The organism is Paenibacillus athensensis, from assembly GCF_004514475.2.
Classification (GTDB): domain Bacteria; phylum Bacillota; class Bacilli; order Paenibacillales; family NBRC-103111; genus Paenibacillus_AL; species Paenibacillus_AL athensensis.
Genome location: NZ_MYFO02000001.1, coordinates 310,544 through 328,303, shown reverse-complemented (window position 1 = coordinate 328,303; position 17,760 = coordinate 310,544). Strand labels below are relative to the sequence as shown.

21 protein-coding genes and 1 pseudogene are annotated in these 17,760 nt (G+C 60.4%); 3 read left to right on the top strand and 19 right to left on the bottom strand.

Going from position 1 to position 17,760, the window contains the following annotated elements; genetic code table 11:
* Positions 1–188: 188 nt before the first annotated feature.
* Positions 189–962: an electron transfer flavoprotein subunit beta/FixA family protein gene (locus B5M42_RS01470; protein WP_134748988.1), complete on the top strand. Its 774-nt coding sequence runs from the start codon at positions 189–191 to the stop codon at positions 960–962.
* 281 nt (positions 963–1,243) lie between these two features.
* Entirely contained in the window at positions 1,244–2,245 is a 1,002-nt protein-coding gene (locus B5M42_RS01465; protein WP_134748990.1) for an electron transfer flavoprotein subunit alpha/FixB family protein, read from the top strand.
* A 214-nt stretch (positions 2,246–2,459) separates the two neighbouring features.
* Here B5M42_RS01465 and B5M42_RS01460 read toward each other — a convergent pair whose 3' ends face one another.
* The 17 genes and pseudogenes from B5M42_RS01460 to B5M42_RS01380 all read right to left on the bottom strand — a co-directional run bounded on the left by B5M42_RS01460 (position 2,460) and on the right by B5M42_RS01380 (position 16,587).
* Entirely contained in the window at positions 2,460–3,413 is a 954-nt protein-coding gene (locus B5M42_RS01460) for an alpha/beta hydrolase (RefSeq protein WP_134748992.1), read from the bottom strand.
* A 276-nt stretch (positions 3,414–3,689) separates the two neighbouring features.
* Entirely contained in the window at positions 3,690–3,893 is a 204-nt protein-coding gene (locus B5M42_RS01455; protein ID WP_134748994.1) for a YezD family protein, read from the bottom strand.
* 58 nt (positions 3,894–3,951) lie between these two features.
* The gene (locus B5M42_RS01450; protein ID WP_134748996.1) at positions 3,952–4,782 is read right to left on the bottom strand and encodes an alpha/beta hydrolase family protein; all 831 of its coding nucleotides are present in this window, start codon (positions 4,780–4,782) and stop codon (positions 3,952–3,954) included.
* 307 nt (positions 4,783–5,089) lie between these two features.
* A complete protein-coding gene (locus tag B5M42_RS01445; protein ID WP_134748998.1) occupies positions 5,090–6,148 on the bottom strand; it encodes a sulfate/molybdate ABC transporter ATP-binding protein in 1,059 nt (352 codons plus the stop codon).
* 396 nt (positions 6,149–6,544) lie between these two features.
* Positions 6,545–7,341, bottom strand: a pseudogene (locus B5M42_RS01440) (TIGR00266 family protein).
* Between the two features lie 66 nt (positions 7,342–7,407).
* Positions 7,408–7,890 carry an acyl-CoA thioesterase gene (locus tag B5M42_RS01435; RefSeq protein WP_134749000.1) on the bottom strand — a complete coding sequence of 161 codons (483 nt, stop codon included), beginning with the start codon at positions 7,888–7,890 and terminating at the stop codon, positions 7,408–7,410.
* 23 nt (positions 7,891–7,913) lie between these two features.
* On the bottom strand, positions 7,914–9,092 hold the full coding sequence (purT, locus tag B5M42_RS01430; protein ID WP_134749002.1) for a formate-dependent phosphoribosylglycinamide formyltransferase: 1,179 nt from the start codon (positions 9,090–9,092) through the stop codon (positions 7,914–7,916).
* A gap of 65 nt (positions 9,093–9,157) precedes the next feature.
* Positions 9,158–11,122 carry a nitric oxide reductase activation protein NorD gene (locus B5M42_RS01425; RefSeq protein WP_134749004.1) on the bottom strand — a complete coding sequence of 655 codons (1,965 nt, stop codon included), beginning with the start codon at positions 11,120–11,122 and terminating at the stop codon, positions 9,158–9,160.
* A 2-nt stretch (positions 11,123–11,124) separates the two neighbouring features.
* Positions 11,125–11,997 (bottom strand): ATP-binding protein, encoded by an 873-nt coding sequence (locus B5M42_RS01420; RefSeq protein WP_134749006.1) that lies wholly within the window; start codon positions 11,995–11,997, stop codon positions 11,125–11,127.
* Between the two features lie 103 nt (positions 11,998–12,100).
* Positions 12,101–12,307, bottom strand: coding sequence for a hypothetical protein (locus B5M42_RS01415; RefSeq protein ID WP_134749008.1), 207 nt, complete (start codon positions 12,305–12,307; stop codon positions 12,101–12,103).
* On the bottom strand, positions 12,300–12,494 hold the full coding sequence (locus tag B5M42_RS01410) for a hypothetical protein (protein ID WP_134749010.1): 195 nt from the start codon (positions 12,492–12,494) through the stop codon (positions 12,300–12,302). The genes B5M42_RS01415 and B5M42_RS01410 overlap by 8 nt, the downstream gene beginning before the upstream one ends.
* A 134-nt stretch (positions 12,495–12,628) precedes the next feature.
* Positions 12,629–12,961 carry a hypothetical protein gene (locus B5M42_RS01405; protein ID WP_134749012.1) on the bottom strand — a complete coding sequence of 111 codons (333 nt, stop codon included), beginning with the start codon at positions 12,959–12,961 and terminating at the stop codon, positions 12,629–12,631.
* 79 nt (positions 12,962–13,040) lie between these two features.
* Positions 13,041–13,757 carry a YhcN/YlaJ family sporulation lipoprotein gene (locus tag B5M42_RS01400; RefSeq protein ID WP_167689549.1) on the bottom strand — a complete coding sequence of 239 codons (717 nt, stop codon included), beginning with the start codon at positions 13,755–13,757 and terminating at the stop codon, positions 13,041–13,043.
* A gap of 37 nt (positions 13,758–13,794) precedes the next feature.
* On the bottom strand, positions 13,795–13,953 hold the full coding sequence (locus B5M42_RS01395) for a hypothetical protein (RefSeq protein ID WP_167689551.1): 159 nt from the start codon (positions 13,951–13,953) through the stop codon (positions 13,795–13,797).
* A 377-nt stretch (positions 13,954–14,330) separates the two neighbouring features.
* Positions 14,331–14,819 (bottom strand): hypothetical protein, encoded by a 489-nt coding sequence (locus B5M42_RS01390; protein ID WP_134749016.1) that lies wholly within the window; start codon positions 14,817–14,819, stop codon positions 14,331–14,333.
* A 30-nt stretch (positions 14,820–14,849) separates the two neighbouring features.
* A complete protein-coding gene (locus B5M42_RS01385) occupies positions 14,850–15,494 on the bottom strand; it encodes a trimeric intracellular cation channel family protein (RefSeq protein ID WP_230632561.1) in 645 nt (214 codons plus the stop codon).
* Between the two features lie 19 nt (positions 15,495–15,513).
* The gene (locus B5M42_RS01380; RefSeq protein ID WP_134749020.1) at positions 15,514–16,587 is read right to left on the bottom strand and encodes a Gfo/Idh/MocA family protein; all 1,074 of its coding nucleotides are present in this window, start codon (positions 16,585–16,587) and stop codon (positions 15,514–15,516) included.
* Positions 16,588–16,792: 205 nt separating this feature from the next.
* Here B5M42_RS01380 and B5M42_RS01375 point away from each other — a divergent pair, with 205 nt between their 5' ends.
* Positions 16,793–17,014, top strand: coding sequence for a hypothetical protein (locus B5M42_RS01375; RefSeq protein ID WP_230632559.1), 222 nt, complete (start codon positions 16,793–16,795; stop codon positions 17,012–17,014).
* 3 nt (positions 17,015–17,017) lie between these two features.
* Here the strand turns inward: B5M42_RS01375 and kapB are convergent, their stop codons facing one another.
* On the bottom strand, positions 17,018–17,410 hold the full coding sequence (gene kapB / locus B5M42_RS01370) for a sporulation phosphorelay system protein KapB (RefSeq protein ID WP_134749022.1): 393 nt from the start codon (positions 17,408–17,410) through the stop codon (positions 17,018–17,020).
* Positions 17,411–17,426: 16 nt separating this feature from the next.
* Positions 17,427–17,759, bottom strand: a complete 333-nt coding sequence (locus B5M42_RS01365) for a thioredoxin family protein (RefSeq protein ID WP_134749024.1) — start codon at positions 17,757–17,759, stop codon at positions 17,427–17,429.
* Position 17,760 lies beyond the last annotated feature (1 nt).

The following is a 17,760-nucleotide window of genomic DNA, read 5'->3' as shown; positions in this document are numbered from 1 at the left end:
ATGCCTGTGCGGCGTGCTCTTTCAAAGCGCCGCAAAAGCAGGCTGTGCGGCGACAATCAGCCGAACGCATGCGCTTTCAACGGCACTTGCAATGAATTCGCCGACTGCGCCATATACATAGATTGATCATTCGCTCCGGTAAGGAAGCGCCGTTGTTGTTCATGTATATTCCGAAGGGGGCTTATCCTATGGACATTTTTGTGCTGATCAAGCAAACATTTGACACAGAGGAGAAAATTGCGCTGAACAACGGCGCGATTAACGAGGAGCAGGCCAAATGGATCATCAATCCGTACGATGAATACGCCATCGAAGAAGCGCTGCGGCTGCGCGACCGCTTCGGCGGCCGCGTGACGGCGCTGTCGGTCGGTCCAGAGCGCGTTGTCGATGCGTTGCGCACAGCGCTGGCGCTTGGCGCGGACGAAGCGGCGCTCATTGACGGTGAGCCGTTTGGCGGCGATGAGTACGGCATATCGCTGGCGCTGGCTGCCTATTTGCGGCAGCGATCGTATGACCTGGTGCTCGGCGGCTTTTTCTCCGTCGATAACGGCGCAGGCCAGGTCGCAGTGCGGCTGGCTGCGCTGCTCGATATTCCGCATGCGGCAGCGGTCACGCAGCTCGATGTTAAGGACGGGGTCGCATTGGCCGTGCGCGACGCCGAAGGCGATCACGAGCGCTTCGAGCTGCCCCTGCCGGCGCTGATTACAGCGCAGCAGGGCTTGAACGAGCCGCGTTATCCGTCGCTGCCGGGCATTATGAAGGCGAAAAAAAAGCCGCTGCAGCGACTGGGTGCGGATGAGCTAGGCTTGACGCCGCCTCCGCCCAAGACCGCGCGCCTAGCGCTGTTTGCGCCGCCGCCTCGCGCGGCCGGACAGCGGCTGGAGGGCGACGCTGCGGCCCAAGCCGCGGCGCTGGCGCTGGCGCTGCGCAGCGATGCGCGCACGCGGACGCTGCTGCAATAGCTGGCGCTGCCGGAAGACCGCCGATACAGCAGATTAGTGCGCAGATCCGGCGCAACGCCTTATGCTTGGTGGCGGTTGATTGTGGTTGATGCAGCGGGGCCGCTTGCTTGGGCGGTTAACTCCCGCTGCGAAGAGGATGGCAGTACGATCATTCGGCTTGTTGGCCCGGTGTCGTACAGGAGATTGGAGCGGCGAGATGGCGGGACCGCGAAGGCATGCATGTCGCGCTCCCGCCATCCCGCCGATGAAACCGGATCATTTGAGAATATGGAGGGATGGCGATGAGCAAAACGTGGTTGGTAGCCGCCGAGCTGCGGGGCGGGAAGCTTCGTCAGGTGACGCTGGAGGCGCTTGCGGCGGCGCGATTATGCGCAGCGGAAGGCGATGTCGTCGCGGCGGCGCTGCTCGGACCGGCCGGCTCCCGCAAGCATGCGGGCGAGCTGGCCGAGGCCGGCGCCGAGCGGGTGTACGTGGTCGAGCACGAACGGCTCGCTGTCTACAGCCCGGAGGCGCAGACCGCGGCGCTGCGCGCCGTGCTCGAGGTCGTGCAGCCGCAGGCGCAAGCGCTGCTGCTCGGCCATACGGCGGCGGGCCGCGATATCGCGCCGCTGCTCGCCGGACAGCTGGGGCTCGGGCTGCTGTCCGACGTCACCGCGCTGGCCCGCGAGGATTGGCGCGCGCTGTTTACAAGACCGCTGTACGCCGGGAAAGCGTACGAGGTCAAAGCGTTTACGGACGCCGACGATCTGTGGATCGTCACCTTGCGTCCGGGCAATCTGGCGGCGGCTCCCGCTGACGCCGCCGCCGCTTCGGGCGACGTGATCGACGTCGCCTTCGAGCCGCCTTCCCTGCGTGCCGTCGTCAGGGAAGTGGTGCGGCGGGCCGCCGGGGCTATCGATTTGGCCGAAGCCCAAATCGTCGTTTCCGGCGGCCGGGGCGTGCGCAGCGCCGAAGGCTTCCGCCCGCTCGAAGAGCTGGCGGCGGCGCTCGGCGGCGCTGTGGGGGCGTCGCGCGGGGCCTGCGACGCCGGTTACTGCGACTACGCGCTGCAGATCGGGCAGACGGGCAAGGTCGTCACCCCGGTGCTGTATATCGCGTGCGGCATCAGCGGCGCCATTCAGCATCTCGCCGGGATGAGCGGCTCCAAGGTCATCGTGGCGATTAACAAGGACCCGGAGGCGGCGATTTTTCAAGTCGCCGATTACGGCATCGTTGGCGACTTGTTCGAGGTTGTGCCGCTGCTGACGGAAGCGCTGCTGGCCGGACGCCAAGCCGGAGCCTGACGGACAGGCGCGGAACGGCAACGGCATCAACCCGCGTGCGCTGGCTTGATTTGCAAAAGGCGCTAGTCTCCGAAACAGCAAAAGGCGTTCTCCTGAACTTCCAGGGAACGCCTTTTCCATCTCATCTTTAAGTGTCACGCGTTCGGCATCGGTCCAAGTCAGTCCGTCCCTTCCCTGTGCCGCTTCTGCGATTACCGCAATGAACGCTGCTTGGCTAAACGCACTCTGCTTGCCGCTTCGCTGTCTGCGCATCCAGCCAGCTTAGCAAATCGGCCGTCACCTCGGCGCGATTCGTTTCATTCAGCATTTCATGCCGCCCCTGCGGGTACAGCTTGCTGCTGACCTCAGTCAGTCCAAGCCGGGCGTACATGCCGAGCAGTTGCTGCACTCCGCGGCCCATGCCGCCAACCGGATCGCGATCCCCGCCAAAGACATAGAGCGGAAGCTGCTTGGGGATGCGCGCCATGTTGGACGGACGATGAATTTCGGCGAGTCCACGCAGAAAATCCCGGAAAAACAACGCGCAAAAAACCGCGCCGCAATACGGATTGCGGATGTACGCATCGACTTCGGCAGCGTCCCGGCTTAACCAGTCAAACGCTGTGCGATTCGGTCGAAAGGGCCGGTTATAGCCCCCGAAGGTCAAGGTGTTCAGCAGCTTGCTGCGATGCTTGCCACCGCGCAGCTTCGCTTCGGCTGCAGCGATCCAGATGCCGGCGAACAGCTGTGGGCCCTGCTTGCCATTCGTGCCGGACAACACGACGCCGTCGGCAAGGGCCGGGTAACGGTACATCAGCTGCTGGGCGATAAACGAGCCCATGCTGTGACCAAGCACGTAAAGCGGCTGCTGCGGATGCTCCCGACGAGCCAGCTGTTCCATCAGCAGCGCTACCGTATCGGTCATTTGCGCGAATCCGTCCGGCCCCAGGATTCCGACGCGCTCTACCGCACCTGCCGTACGCCCGTGTCCCGGCAAATCGCAGGCATATACGGCGTAGCCGCGCGCCGTCAGCTCAGCGGCCAGCCGCGCATAACGTTCGGCGGCTTCAGCCAGTCCGTGAATGATTTGCACCACGCCTTGCACCTTTATGTCTGGGTCCGGCTGCCAGCTATAAACAAAAATTTCATTTTCTTGTGCATTCCTGATTCGATGGTGGCGTTCCTGCATGCAGCGTCCTCCGTTTTCTGATTGGCTTTCTTTCAGTATACGCCGAATCCGTCTCAAGAAAAAAGCTTTCTTCCCTGGAGAGCAGGAAAGAAAGCTTCACTCGCAGCTGGCCCGCCGTAGCCATTTTCTGTGGCGGCGGGTCGTTCCGCCTCTTCCCGACCGGCTTTTTGCCGCGGAATCACGCGTTGCCGACAAGGCGGTACACATCGAATTTGCAACGGCCGACGTTGCGCTTAGAAAGCTGCTCTCCGTTCAGAGCTTGCCCGGTTGGGCGCGCTAGGCTTTGCCGCCGGCTTTTTTCGCCGGCTTGACCGCTTGCAGCTGCGGCTGCGCCGCTTCGAACCGCTTGCGCTCCGTGCGGTCGATTTGCGCGATTTTCCCGTCATGCACCACGATTTGCACGGAGCCGTATTCCAGCCCGTTCACCATTTGCTTGATCCGGTCGATCCACATTTCATCCAGTTCCAACGGTTTTGCCATAAAGCTTTCCTCTCTTTCGCCTATTAGGATCAAGCTGCGCCAACGGGCAGGCGGCTTGTCAAATCGTCCAGTCGTTCCAGTCCCGTTTCCGTCTTTCGAGTGCTTGCAGCCAATCGGCGGTTTTGCCGATCAGCGAAGTCGTATGTGTATGGTTGGAATACGTATGATCGGCTTGAAAAATCAGTTCCAGATCGCAGCCGCCCTCGCGGCGCTGCCAGAACATGGTCTGGTACAGCGGCGCGTAATCGACCGGAATGATGCTGTCCGCCGTGCCGTGCAGGACCAGCACATCGCCTTTGAATTTGCGCAACTGGTCGAGCGGCTGATGACGGGCCAGCGAATCGAAAAACCGGCTGCTCAACTCGTAGCCGCTGTGATCGATCGTGCCGCCGACGGGAAGGCGCTCATATTCGCTTTTGCCGACAATGCGCACGATGTCGCTGTGCGGGTAAGCGACAGCCGACCACAGCACGAGCGATTTGACGCGAGAATCACGGGCAGCCGTCAGCACAGCGGTTGCGCCGCCGAGGCTGTGACCGAGCAGCGTCACTCGCGACAGATCGACGCAATCGATCGTCAGCGCGTAATCGATAACGCGACGCGTCTGCTCAATCAATGAGTCAAGTCCTCCGGCTCCGTATTCGCCAGTGCTTTCCCCGCAGCCGCCGTAATCGAAGCGAAGCACGAGAAAGCCCTGCCCGGCCAGGGCGCGCGCCGCTTTGACGAACAGCCGGTCCACGCCAATGCGGCTGCCAATAAAGCCGTGACAGATGATAACGAGCGGCCAGCGCTGGCAGTCGCGGTCCGGCTTGCCGACCTCGACGGGGGGATAGTGCAGCGTGGCGGCCAGCTCGGCGCTGTCGCTCTGAATCGTGATGGTATGTTCCATAGGGCAGGTTCCTTTCTGCATAAGCTTGCTCCGCGGTCGGATTTAGAAGCACGGTGAAAATGAAGTCGCCTGCGGGCGGTATGAGCTTTCACTCGTGGTTGCAGCCCGTCGGCAGCTTTTTCTTCACTACGCTGTTAGAAGTCCGGTGAAAACCAGTGTTCTCCGGTCGATAGCGGTTTCCACTCGCTGTTGTAGCCGGATTGTTCGATGGAATGACCCCGTTTGGGGTGAAAATTCGTCGACAAAGGCGACCGCTGACGCTGTCCCAACTCCCTATCGACTCTCCGGCCACTTGTTCACCGGACTTTTAGATGTGCACGGGCAGCGGATCGAATTTCAGCGCGTTCTCCAGCATGGCCGTGCCGCTGTCGTTAAAGGTGTAGATGCGGTGAATCAGCACTCGAATTTCGTCGCCCGGCTTCAGCGGCTCTTGCTCCAGTGAGCGGTAGCCAAACACGCGGCGTCCTGCGGTTTCGGCTTCCACCTGCCAGCTTGTGCCGCGAAAAAATACGTTGCGTACGACGCCCGGCTGGGCCGCGGAAGGATGCGAGAGCTCCCGCTCAAAGCCGATATCGACGAATTCCGGCCGCAAAATCGCTTGTACATCGGCAGCCGCCGCTTCAAAGCCGCGCAGCCCGGCGATGTTATCGAGCAGATTCGATTCGCCGATAAATCCGGCCACAAACGAAGTTTGCGGATGCTGGTAAATGTCCAGCGGCGAGCCTTTTTGTTCCAGACGGCCCTGATTGATAATCATGATTTCATCGGCAACCTCAACCGCCTCGTCCTGATCGTGCGTTACGAAAATCGTCGTGATGCCGACGCGACCGATCATGTCGCGCAGCCAGCCGCGCAGCTCCTTGCGCACCTTGGCGTCAATCGCCGCGAACGGCTCGTCAAGCAGCAGCAGCTGCGGATTCGGCGCCAGTGCCCGGGCAAACGCCACGCGCTGGCGCTGGCCGCCGGACAGCTGGTGCGGCAGGCGGTTTTCCAAACCGGCCAGGCCCGTCAGCTCAAGCAGCTCGGCGACGCGCTGCCGGATCGCTTCCTTGCGCTCCTTCTGCACCTCCAGCCCGAAGGCGACGTTGTCAAACACGTTCATATGCTTGAACAACGCATAGTTCTGAAACACGAAGCCGATATGACGCTTTTGCGGGCTCAAATCGTTCACGCGTTCCCCGTTAAAATAAATATCGCCGGAATCCGGCTGCTCCAGACCGGCCAGCATCCGCAAAATCGTCGTTTTGCCGCCGCCGCTGGGCCCGAGAAAGCCGATCAGCTTCCCCTTCCCGATGTCAAAGCTGACATCCTTGGAGGCTTGATACGGGCCAAAATTTTTCCGTAAATTTCGCACTGAGATGTGCATACTCCTCATTCCCCGCTTTCCGCATGCTCTTGGTTATTGACGCCGGGCGCAGCTTGGTTGGCGGCTTGACCTGCAGATGGCGCAATCGCATCCACAAGTGTCTCCGGCGGTCCGGTCGATTTATAAATAATTCCGATATGAATACTAAGAATTATTGATAAACGTATCTTAGCATCGCTTCCGCACAGCTGTCAATGCTCTTTTTGCCAAAATTCGCATGAAAATAGCCCGATTGTTCACAAGCTGTATCCGGTCGATTTCATAAAAAAAGCCGGCCCCCCGTTTACACGGAAAACCGGCTGTTGCTGTCCGCACCGCGCGCGACTCCCGGAGCGCTGTTCCGGCCGTACGGCGGCTGTCAAATCATCGAAGGTGTTGCCTGCCCGGCCTCTGCGTCTAACGGTTGTCGCCGTCGAGCAGATTGCCGAGACCGCCGAGAATGCTGCCTTCCTCTTTACGCCCGCCCGCTCGCGAAGCCGAGACGATCCGGTCGGCCAAACGGCTGAACGGCAGCGATTGAATCCAGACGCGCCCCGGACCGCGCAGCGTAGCGAAGAACAGGCCTTCGCCGCCAAAAAGCGCCGTTTTGACGCCTTTGACCATTTCGATATCGTACTGTACGTCTTGCGTCATCGCCACCAGACAGCCGGTATCGATGCGCAGCGTCTCGCCAGGGCGCAGCACCTTCTCGCAGATCGCGCCGCCGGCATGAACGAAGGCCAATCCGTCGCCTTCAATTTTTTGCATGATAAAGCCTTCCCCGCCGAAAAAACCGACCCCCAGCTTGCGCTGGAATTCGATGCCGATGGAAACGCCCTTGGCTGCGCAGAGGAATGAATCCTTTTGACAAATCAGCTTGCCGCCAAGCATTTGCAGGTCCATCGGTAAAATTTTGCCGGGATACGGCGCAGCGAAAGTCACGCGTTCCTTGCCGTTGTAGCTGCGGTTCGTAAACACGGTCATAAACAGGCTTTCTCCCGTCAACAGCCGTTTGCCGCGCCGAGCAGCTTGCCCATAAAGCCGCCCTGATTGCCGCTGCTGCCGTCGCCGAAAATCGTCTCCATCTGGATATTCATTTCCATCATCATCAAGCTGCCGGCTTCCGCCACCACGCTTTCGCCCGGATCCAGCTCAATTTCGACATACTGCATTTCGTTACCGTAAATGGCATAGTCGATTTCGTGTGCGTTCATTTGCGAATCCCTCCTTTATCGGCTTGCGCCGTTGGATCGGCCCGTCGTTTGGAGATGACCGTGGACCTAGTACAGCGTCTGACGCTCGGCTTTGCGCAGCTTGCGCGCCTCATAGCGGGCTTGAGCCGTTTCGAACAGTCGTTTCTCCTCGTCCGTTTCCGGCAGCACTGCAGGCACCGGGCATGGTTGGCCCTTCTCGTCCAGGGCGACAAACGTCAAATACGACGTTGCCGTCAGTTTTTTTTCGCCGGTGAACAAATTCTCGGACTCCACCTTAACATAAACCTCCATAGAGCTGCGATGCGACCAGGTGACAAACGCCTCCAGCTGAATCGCTTCGCCCAAACGGACCGGAGCCAGAAAATCAAGGCTGTCGCTCGAAGCCGTCACCACAGCTCTGCGCGAATGGCGCATGCTGGCAATCGTCGCCACCTTGTCGATAAAATGCATAACGCGCCCGCCGAACACAGTTTCGTGGTAGTTGGTATCAGAAGGGAAAATAATTTCGGTTAACACAGTTCTGGACAGTCGTGCTGGCTTATCTTGCAAGGCGTATTCCTCCCGGCTGTATCTTAAAAATAATGCAGCTGCAGCGCTTCGGCTGCTTGTTTGGCGCGTGCGCGCGCTTCTTCCACCGTTCCGGCGCTGGACAGCGCCACCGCCATTCGGCGACCGGCGAGCGTGTTCGGCTTGCCGAAAATCCGCACCTGTGTGTGGGGCACGGACAACGCTTGCTCCAGTCCGCCAATCGCGTAATCGGCGTGCTCGCGGTCAGCCTTCAGCGTATAGCTGGCCCCCGGCGTCAAAAGGCGAATGTCGGGGATCGGCAGGCCGAGAATCGCCCGCGCATGCAGCGCGAACTCGGATAAATCCTGCGTCGCCATCGTCACCATGCCCGTATCGTGCGGACGCGGCGACACTTCGCTGAAAACCACGCCCTTGGCCGTCAAAAACAACTCGACGCCGTAAATCCCGTACCCGCCGAGCGCTTCGGTAATCGTGCCGGCAATATGCTGCGCTTCGGCGATTTGCGCCTCGCTCATGCCGTGCGGCTGCCACGATTCGATATAGTCGCCGTCCTTCTGGATGTGGCCGATCGGCTGGCAGTAGCTGGTGCCGGACACCGAGCGAACCGTCAGCAGCGTAATTTCCGAATCAAAATGGATGAACTCCTCAACGATGACGCGCGCTTTTTTGGCGCGGCCGCCTTCCATTGCGTAGTTCCACGATGCCTCCACGCCCTCCGGCGTGCGGCAGACGCTTTGTCCTTTGCCGGAAGAGCTCATGATCGGCTTGATCACGCACGGCGTGCCGATAGCGGCCACAGCCTCCCGCAGCTCGTCCAGACTGTCGGCAAACGCATAACGCGCCGTCGGCAGGCCCAACGTCTCGGCGGCAAGCCGGCGGATGCCCTCGCGGTCCATCGTCAGGCGCGACGCCGTCGCGGTCGGAATGACGCGAAAGCCTTCCTGTTCCAGCTCGACGAGCGTCTCGGTAGCGATCGCTTCGATTTCCGGCACGATCAGGTCCGGCTTTTCCTCTTCGATCAAGCGGCGCAGACGTTCCCCGTCCAGCATGTCGATGACGTGGCTGCGGTGAGCTACCTGCATCGCCGGCGCGCCGGCATAGCGGTCCACGGCAATCGTTTCGATCCCCAGCCGTTGCGCCTCGATCACAACTTCCTTGCCGAGCTCGCCCGAGCCAAGCAAGAGCAGCTTGCGGGCTTTCGGGGATAAGGGTGCTCCGTACATGTTCTGTCTCCTCCTGTGTAAGTCGCTTCCAGCATTTCACTGCTCTATTGTAAAGGATTTTGCCGTCAAAAGATAGATTTGAGCAGCAGCTTGCGCAAAATCGGCGCGAGCCGGCCGGGCAGCTCCGCCAGCTCCGGGACGACGACGCTGCCGCGCCCGTAGATGCTTTGCATCGCCGCGCGTTCGGTTTCGTGCACCTCGCCGCCGCTGCCGAGAAACACGCTGACGACGTCGATGCCGCGGCGGCGGGCCTCACTGACTGCGGCATGCGTATCGACGATCCCACTTTCGTGATAGTCGGCTGCCGAGGGCTCGCCGTCGGAGAACACCAGCAGCACACGCTGACGCTCGGGCCGCTGGAGCAGGCGCGCCGTCATCAGGCGGATCGCAAAGCCATCGCGATTGTCCTGCTGCGGCGCCAGCTGCATAATCGCCGCGCCGCGGCCCGGCAGCAGCGAGCGGGCGAAGTCGACGGCGATCCGGAAGCAGCTTGGCGCTTCCTGCGCGGTGACGCGGTCGGCGTCTTCCCAGAAGCCGACGATTTCATGGGCGATAGCGAGGCTCCTGAGCGCTTCGTGAAACAGCGTCAAACCGAGCTTCGTCGCCTCCATTTTGTCCTGCATCGACGCCGAGCAGTCGACGAGCAGCGTCAGCGCTGCGTCGAGCCGGGGCGTCGGGCTGAGCTTTTTGCTGAAGAGGCGCGGCACCTCTTCGGTGACGATGCGGGTCAAGCGCTTGTCGAGCCGCCCGAACGGGCGGTCGGCGCGCGGCGCGACCCGCCGCTGCTCCAGCGAGCGGCGAATCGCTCGCTGCAACTGGCGCGTGAAGGGCAGCACGCGCTCGCGCATCCGCCCGTAAGCCGCCGTCTCCTCCGGCGACGGCTTCACGGGCGCGAGCCACGCCGCGGTGAGCCGCGCGGCGTTCGGGCTGGCGGCGACGCCCGGCTGCGGGCCCGGCAGGTCGCCGCGATAGCGGCGCTCCGCAGCGGCGCCGCTTTGTCCGGCGCGGCGCGAGCGGCCCTGCGCCGGCGTCAGCGCCCGCGCGGCGTCCGTGGCATCGCCCGCGCGCGGCGCGCCCCCGAACGCGTCTGCCGGCCGGCCGCGTTCCAGCTCGAACCGCAGCGGCCCGGGGCTGCGGTCGGCGCTTTCGCGGCTCCACATCGGGAGCCGCTCGCCCTCCAGGCGGCCAGCCGGGCCGGCCGCCTTGTCGCTACCGCCGGCGTCGGCCAAGGGCCTCGCCGGCGGCAGCGGGCCGCGATAGCCCGCCGGAAGCGGCGCCGCCGTGCCGGAGCCCGGCGACGTCGCGAACAGCGGGGCGGCGGCATCGCGGCCGAGCCGGTACGCGAGCGCTGCCGTCAGCTCGCGGCACAGCGCGGCGGCTTCGCCGGTCGACGCCGCCGCTTCGAGGCGCTCCAGCAGCGCGGGCAGCGGCTGCAAGAGCGCCCGCAGCTCGCCAAGCGCCTCCAGCTCCGCTGCGCTGGCGTCGGCCGCGGCTGCCGCATCGACCGTCAGCGCCGCGCTGCCGGTAAACCAGCCGTAAACGAGCAGCAGCAGCGCCTCGGCGTATTCGCGTTTACGGATATAGCCGCGCAGCGGATGCCGGTAATAGGCGGCATAAGCCTCGTGGCGCTGAGCGAACACGCGCGCCATCCCCGGCCGCTGCTCGCGGCAGATGCGCGTAAGCCGCATGTCCTCGCCGAGCGCAAACAGCTGGCGGGCCAGCACGGGCAGCGGCCCGCTTTCGCTTTCTGCCATAAACGTCGCGATCGCCGCTGCATCGGAAAACCACGCGCTGCCGAACGCGCGCAAATAAACGTCGCTTTTCCATCCGGCAGCGCGTACGCCAGGGGGTAGATCGCGCCAGAACTGGCTGACGGTTAACACGCCGGCCGCTTCGTCATACAGGGCGTGAAAGCCGGTTTCCACCCGGATGTCGCGGCGTCGGCTCAGCAGCTTGGCCAAATCCTCCAGCTGCATATGCAAAAGCGCGTCCTTGGTATCCTGCAGCAGATTCACTTTGCCGACGAACATCGCTAGAACAGCGTCTCCGCCGCATGCTGCACCGCGCTTTTCTCCCGCTCGTCCTCCAGCTTGCCGGCAATCGCCCGCGCCACGGCGCGCTGCGGCGGGATGTGCACGGCCAAATCGCAGGCATCCAGCAGCGCCCGGATCGAACCGGCTTCATCCGGCAGCTGGCCCATTTCGATCAGCGCCAGCAGATCGGCCGACAGCTGCACGAACCGCTGCAGCAGCCGTTCGTCGCGCAGCCCGGACTGGCGGCGCAGCAGCGTCAGCAGCGCTTCGCCCTGCAAATATGGCACTTCAATCGTCACAAAGCGGTTTTTCAGCGCTTCGTTCAGCGGCGTCGTGCCGATGTAGCCTTCGTTAATCGCGGCGATGACGCGGAAATCCGCGCCGGCCTCCACCGTTTCGCCCGTAAACGGATTGGTCAGCGAACGGCGGTGATCCAGCACCCCGTTAATGATCGGCAGCGTCTCCGGCTTGGCCATGTTGACCTCGTCGATATACAGAAATTCGCCTTTCGTCATCGCCCGCACGAACGGTCCCGGCACAAATTCAATCAGCGCCTCGCCCTGATCATTGCGGGTCAGTGTCTTGAAGCCAAGCAGCGCTTCGGCATCGAGATCGACCGAGCAGTTGACCACGTGCAGCGGCTGCGCAAACAAGCTCGCCAAATATTCGGCCAGCTTCGTTTTACCCGATCCTGTCGGGCCTTTAAGCAATACGTTTTTTCCTAAAAATAAGGCGATGACCGCATCGGTCACAATCGCATCGTCGGGCGCTTCATAGGCCGGCAGCGGCTGGCCCGGATCGCGGCGCGGCGCGCGGGCTTCTTTGTCCTCCAGCGCTTTGCGGATTTCTTCTGGCAGCTTCAAGCTGTGCATGGCAATCGTTCTTCCCTTCCCTGGCAGCTCATTCCTCTCTACTATCGGCCACGACGCCTGTGAAGTCAAGCGCCTTGCACCCGTGAGCCCCCGGCCGTCGGCTTCAGCCGAATTCGTCGATCACCGCATGAGAATAGAACTGCATGGCCGCGCCGCACGCCGGACAGGCCGCCACCCGTCCCGCGGCATTGAGCATTTGCGCTACGCTGTAGGAAGAAGCGTAATCGATCGCTTGCACCACATCCTCTTTATGTATGTAATCGCAGCCGCGCGCGCTGCAATAAGCCCGGACCTTGAAGCGGCTACTCATCGCCGCGCTCCGGAAAATCGAGATTCAAAATGACCGTATACACATCACTTTTGCGCGGAATCACCTGCGCCACCTCGACATACGGCGTCCGGTACTGGTTTTCCGCTTCGTCCACCAGATCGCCGAGCACCTCGCTCAAATCATCGTTTTCCTCCAGCTTGATTTCGGCAAAATATTGCTTGATCATCGTTGCCCTCCTCCTTGATTCATGTTCGCAGCGCAGTCGGCGTGCTTCGCTCTATCTTCGCGGCCCCAGCCGCGCAGGGCCGGGCAAATACGCGAGCACCCCCGGACACAACGCCCGAGGGTGCAAATGGATGCCTAGTGGCGCTGGTACGGATTCATCGCCGGATTGGCGAATGCTTGGCTTTGCTGGCTGATCATCATCGATTGCGATTGAACGATTTGCTCCAACTGCGCGGTGATTTGCAGACATTGCTCCATTTTTTGCAGCGCCAGGTTATGCCCTTGCAGCGTTTGTTGAATGATTTGCGCCGCTACATGCTCGCGCTGAGCAATTTGCTCCAGCTGCTGCGTATTTTGCTGCTCTTGCTGAAGCAGCTGCTGATACATCGAATTGGCTTGTTGGGTTTGCTGAATCAGCTGAGAAATGATTTGCTGGCATTCTTTGATTTGCTGCGTAACTTGATACATCGGGTGGTGTCCTCCTCAAAGTTAGTGGCGCTCCGGGCGCCGAAGCTTATTATGCCTAACGGCTTTTGTTCTATGCTTATTATTTTGCCGGAGGCAGCAGCCGGTTTTGTCCGTTGCCGTAGCCCGGGAACACATAACGCACCATCGTGTTGAATTCGTTCATAAACAAGTCGGAGCTTGCGCCTTGATGCTGGCGGGCGTCATAATACAACATCCGGCTGACAAAATGCGGATTGGTCGAAATAAACACATTCGCTGCGGGGTAAGCCGCATGCACGGCTTGCTGGATGGCTGCCGTCGTCTCTTTGTTCAGCGGCTTGCTGGACGTCCAGTCCATCTGCGCCCCGGCCCCACTGCCAAACAGGCCTGCGCCCATCATCGGATCGTTCGTTTGCGCCAGCGAGCGCGATTCGGCCGACATCGCCTGCATCCCGCCCGCGTCAACAGCGACATAAATGCCTCCGTCGCTAACGGCGACAGCCGTCGAGCCCGTATGCGCGCTTTGCTTAATGCTGTCGGCGAGCGCGCGGCTCATCGTCAGCCCGTGATTGCGGTGCGCCGCGGTGCTGTCAATCGTTGTGCTGGACTGCGGCGGCGTTGCCGTCGGAGCCAGCGACTTTGCTCCCAGCGTTGCGTTCTCATTGTTGCGGCTGTCCACATCCCAATCGGACATATTCGGCTGCATGCCTTGAGACTGCTTGGGCGACGCCTGCGAGCAAGCCGTCAATCCGACCATCGCCGCTGCGACCAGCAGGCATCCGAGCCGTACGCTCCATGTTTTTTTGATCTCATTCATCGGGAATGTCCTCCTTTCTGTAGCAGCAATCCTCTTTCTAGCGGCCTTCGTCCGCCGGTTCATCTGCCGCAGTTGGTTCGTTCGCATAAGCAATCAGCGCAACCGGCTGTCCCAGCTCCTGCTGCAGCTGGCGCTCCAATTGCCGGATGTCGTTGAGCAGATCCTGACGCTGCTGCAAATCGGCTACCGTATACATAGCATGCAAGCTCCTTCCTTCTTGGGCTCAGCTTTACTATGCTCCAAAACGGCTGTTTTTTTGCAAGCCGAACAGCCCCCTACGCAAGGATTGCGGGGGCTGACGGAAGTGTCGGGGCTGCTGGTCGAGGTTGCCCTACAGCCCGGACAGCTTGCTTCACGGTGTGTTTTCAGAACGCAAGATGCCTGCCGGTGCTTTTGAACCCTCCGTCCTACTAACAAAGCGCCAAACAAGGCTCTGCTCAACATTCCCAAGCACGGATTGACAGCCGCTGTCCGGCCGGCCACCTGCTTATCGGGGTCGCGCGCGGTGCGGAACGCCAAAAAAACCTGCGGCCCCAATGGCACACAGGTTGCTTTGCTTGTTTTATCGCTTCATCAAGGCTCGTTGCGGCGCATCCGGTCCAACTCGTCCATCAGCTTGCCGACTTCTTCGGCATTCAGGCTGCCGGCTTCGCGAAACTGCCGCAGCTTGTCCATCAGCTCCCGGGCGATGGCCTGGTCGCGCTCGGCTTCCAGCTCACCTGAGGGGTCAAACCAAATGTAAAAGCCCTCGGGGCCGTTGCGCAAAAAAGGCTCTCGCCAATGCTGCGGATACGTATACGGCTGCTCGCCGAACACCAGCCCCAGCACGTCGTCTGTTTCCAGAGGCAACAGCTGGTGAAACACTTCAGGCTCGCCGCCAGCGCTCAGATCGCGATGGAGATACGAATAATGCAGAAAATGCTCGCCGGTTGCCGTATCCTTGGACACCTCATAGCGCTCCAGCTCGCCATCTGCAAGCTCCTTGACGGACGCGATGCGCTGTTGCAGCGTTTCCCAGGCGATTTTGCGCTGTTGCTTAAACGAAACCGCTTCTTCACTCATGCGAATCACCTCACGGATTATCGTTATCGCTCAGGATTCCCGGGAGCGGCGCTCCCGGTCCGGCGGGTTTACGGCGTGGCGCAAGGAACGCCGCGGCAGCTTCCATTTGTTGACGACGGACAGCATACGCAGGAACACAATCAGGCTAAACAGCACGAGCAGCTCCCACGTGCCCTGCGACCAGCCCAAACCGACCACCGCGCCGGCGAGCATGCCCCATACGGCATAAATCTCGTCCTTGAGCACAAGCGGCTTGCGCCCGGCCAGCACATCGCGCACCATGCCCCCGCCAATGCCTGTGAGCACGGCAGCGACGATGACTGCGCTCAGCGGATGGCCCATATTGGTGGCGTATACGGCGCCTTGAATCGAAAACGCCGCCAAGCCAATCGCGTCGAAAAACGCTTCCCACGTCTTCCATAGCCTCAGCCAGCGCACCGGCAAAATGAACGCCAGCGTCATCGCAAACAACGCAATCTGAAAATAGATGCCTTGCTCCCAAAGCGTCGTCACCGGCTTGCCGATCAGCAGGTTGCGGATGACGCCGCCGCCAAACGCCGTGACCAGCCCGAGCACATAGACACCGAGAATATCGTATTCCTCTTCCATCGCGACGATCGCGCCGCTCACGGCAAATGCGATGGTTCCGATAATGCTTAACAGCTCCCAGTCCACTTGCTGCTGCCCCCGTCTCTTAGATGTCCCAGTCGAGCTTGACTTCGTTGCCGGTGCGCGACGAACGATAGATCGCATCCAGAATCAGATTGTTCGTATAGCCGGTCATGACCGAGGTCAGCGGCTGCGTGCCGTTTTGAATGCAGGAAATAAAATGCTTCGCCATCCGCACGCGCGAGCCTTCATCGTTATCCGGCACCGACAGGTTGATGTCGGCCGGCTGGTCGAACAGCTCGGCAAACAGCTTGCCCTTGCCGCCGCGGATCATCGCGCCGCCTTCGGAGCCGAGCAGCTGCACGCAAGGCTCGTTGTCCGTATCGACCAGAGCAGCCCAGCTGACGTCGAGCGACAGCGTCGCGCCGTTGTCCAGCTTGATCATGGCCGTCGCCAAATCCTCGACATCATATTTGCCCGTCCAGTTGGGCGTTCCCCACGTGCCGATGCCCTTGCGGCGTGGCCCGAACTCGGCGTAAGTAGCTCCGTACACCGAAATCGGTTTGGCGTTGCCCATCAGATAGAGGGACAAGTCGAGCATATGCACGCCGAGATCGATCAGCGGTCCGCCGCCCGACTTATCCATCTGCGTAAACCAGGTGCCCCAGCCCGGGATGCCCTTGCGGCGGACCCAGCTCGCTTTGGCGTGATAAATATTGCCAAGCGCGCCCTTCTCCACCTGCTGCTTGATCAGCAGGCTCAGCGCCTCCCAGCGCAACTGGTGCGGAATCATCAGCACCTTGCCGGCCTTGCGTTCGGCTTCGACGATTTGCTTGGCGGATTCGAGATTGATCGCCATCGGTTTTTCCAGCATGACGTGCTTACCGGCCTCCAGCGCTTCAACAGCAAGCGGCGCGTGCCATTCGTTGGAAACCGCAACGACGACGGCGTCCAGCTCGGAATCAGCGATCAGCTTGTGCGCATCTTCATACACGCGGGCGATTCCATGTTCCTTCGCTCGTTGCTCGGCCAGCGGCAAATACACGTCCGTGACGGCTGTGACCTCGGCTTCCTTGACCTGCTTCAAAACTTCCATATGTACATTTCCGATATTGCCGGCACCGATAATGCCGATTCTGATTGGCTTTTGCGAAGTCATAATTAGGAAAACCCCCATCGAAAATAAGTAGTAGCTTTCAACCTCTCTTATTATATGCTTCGACTTCATAGGCCGCAACCGTCTTTGCTTCCTCCTTTTACGACAAAAAGCGAAATTTCCTGACACTTTCTTAATAGATCAGTCAATCAAATCTAACATTTTGCGGTTACTATATAAGAGAATCAAGTTGAAGGAGGGATGGGTCATGCAAATGATAACCATTAAATTCAAGGATAAAATAATCCCCGTGCTCAACTACTCGCAAAAATCGTCTCACCTGCAAATGCTGCACGCCAAGCTGCGCGAACAAGAACTGAATTTCGAATTTCGCAAAAAGCTCAAAATGATTACGCTGATCGAAATTATCGGCGACGTCGCCATTTTTAAATACCACGACGGCACCAAGCTGTATCTGGAAGTTTCCTGAAGCCTATGGCGATTCGCTCGGGAAGTACTCCTTGCTTAGCTGCTCCAGCTCTTGAAGAGAGCGCTCAGACCATCTCTGCATATTCGACAGCTCCGCGATTTGCGCGGCAAGCGCTCTTTTCAATGATTCCCGATAGTCCGGCACCGTACCGCTGTACGATTTGATCGAGCCGACCGGCATCAATGCGATTTCCTGATGACTTAGCGCCCGTCGCTGATGAAAAAACGACACAGCTCCGTCCATTGGCTGATGCAAATCGCCTTGCGTCGGATGCTCGGCCACCGCAAGCACCTTGACCGCCGCTTTCATCGGACTGGTCATCTCCACAATCTCACCGATGTACACTCCTGTTTTGTAGGCTGCCGTTACCAGCTCTCCCGCCTGCCATTGATTCATGTCCGCGTCCACTCCTTTATTCCTTTATTTTTAAAAATTCCGACAGCCGCAAATCCAATGCGTCCACCGATTGCACGCTGTAGATCAGCGCCTGGGGATTTCCGCCGCGTACGGCTGCAATGCAAGGCACGCTGCGAATTTGCCACGTCGCGGCCAGCTCGGGCATGAAATTGATGTTGCCTTTGAACAGCGGCAAGTTCGGCCGCATCGCTTCGATCACCTGCAGCATACGCTCGGCCACCTTGCAGGTGCCGCACAGCGGCGTATAAATAAATACGGCAAAGCTGCTGCCGTCATGTTCCGTCTGCTCCGTGCGCTCCAGCAGCTCGCGTTGCGTCCATTCGCGCATG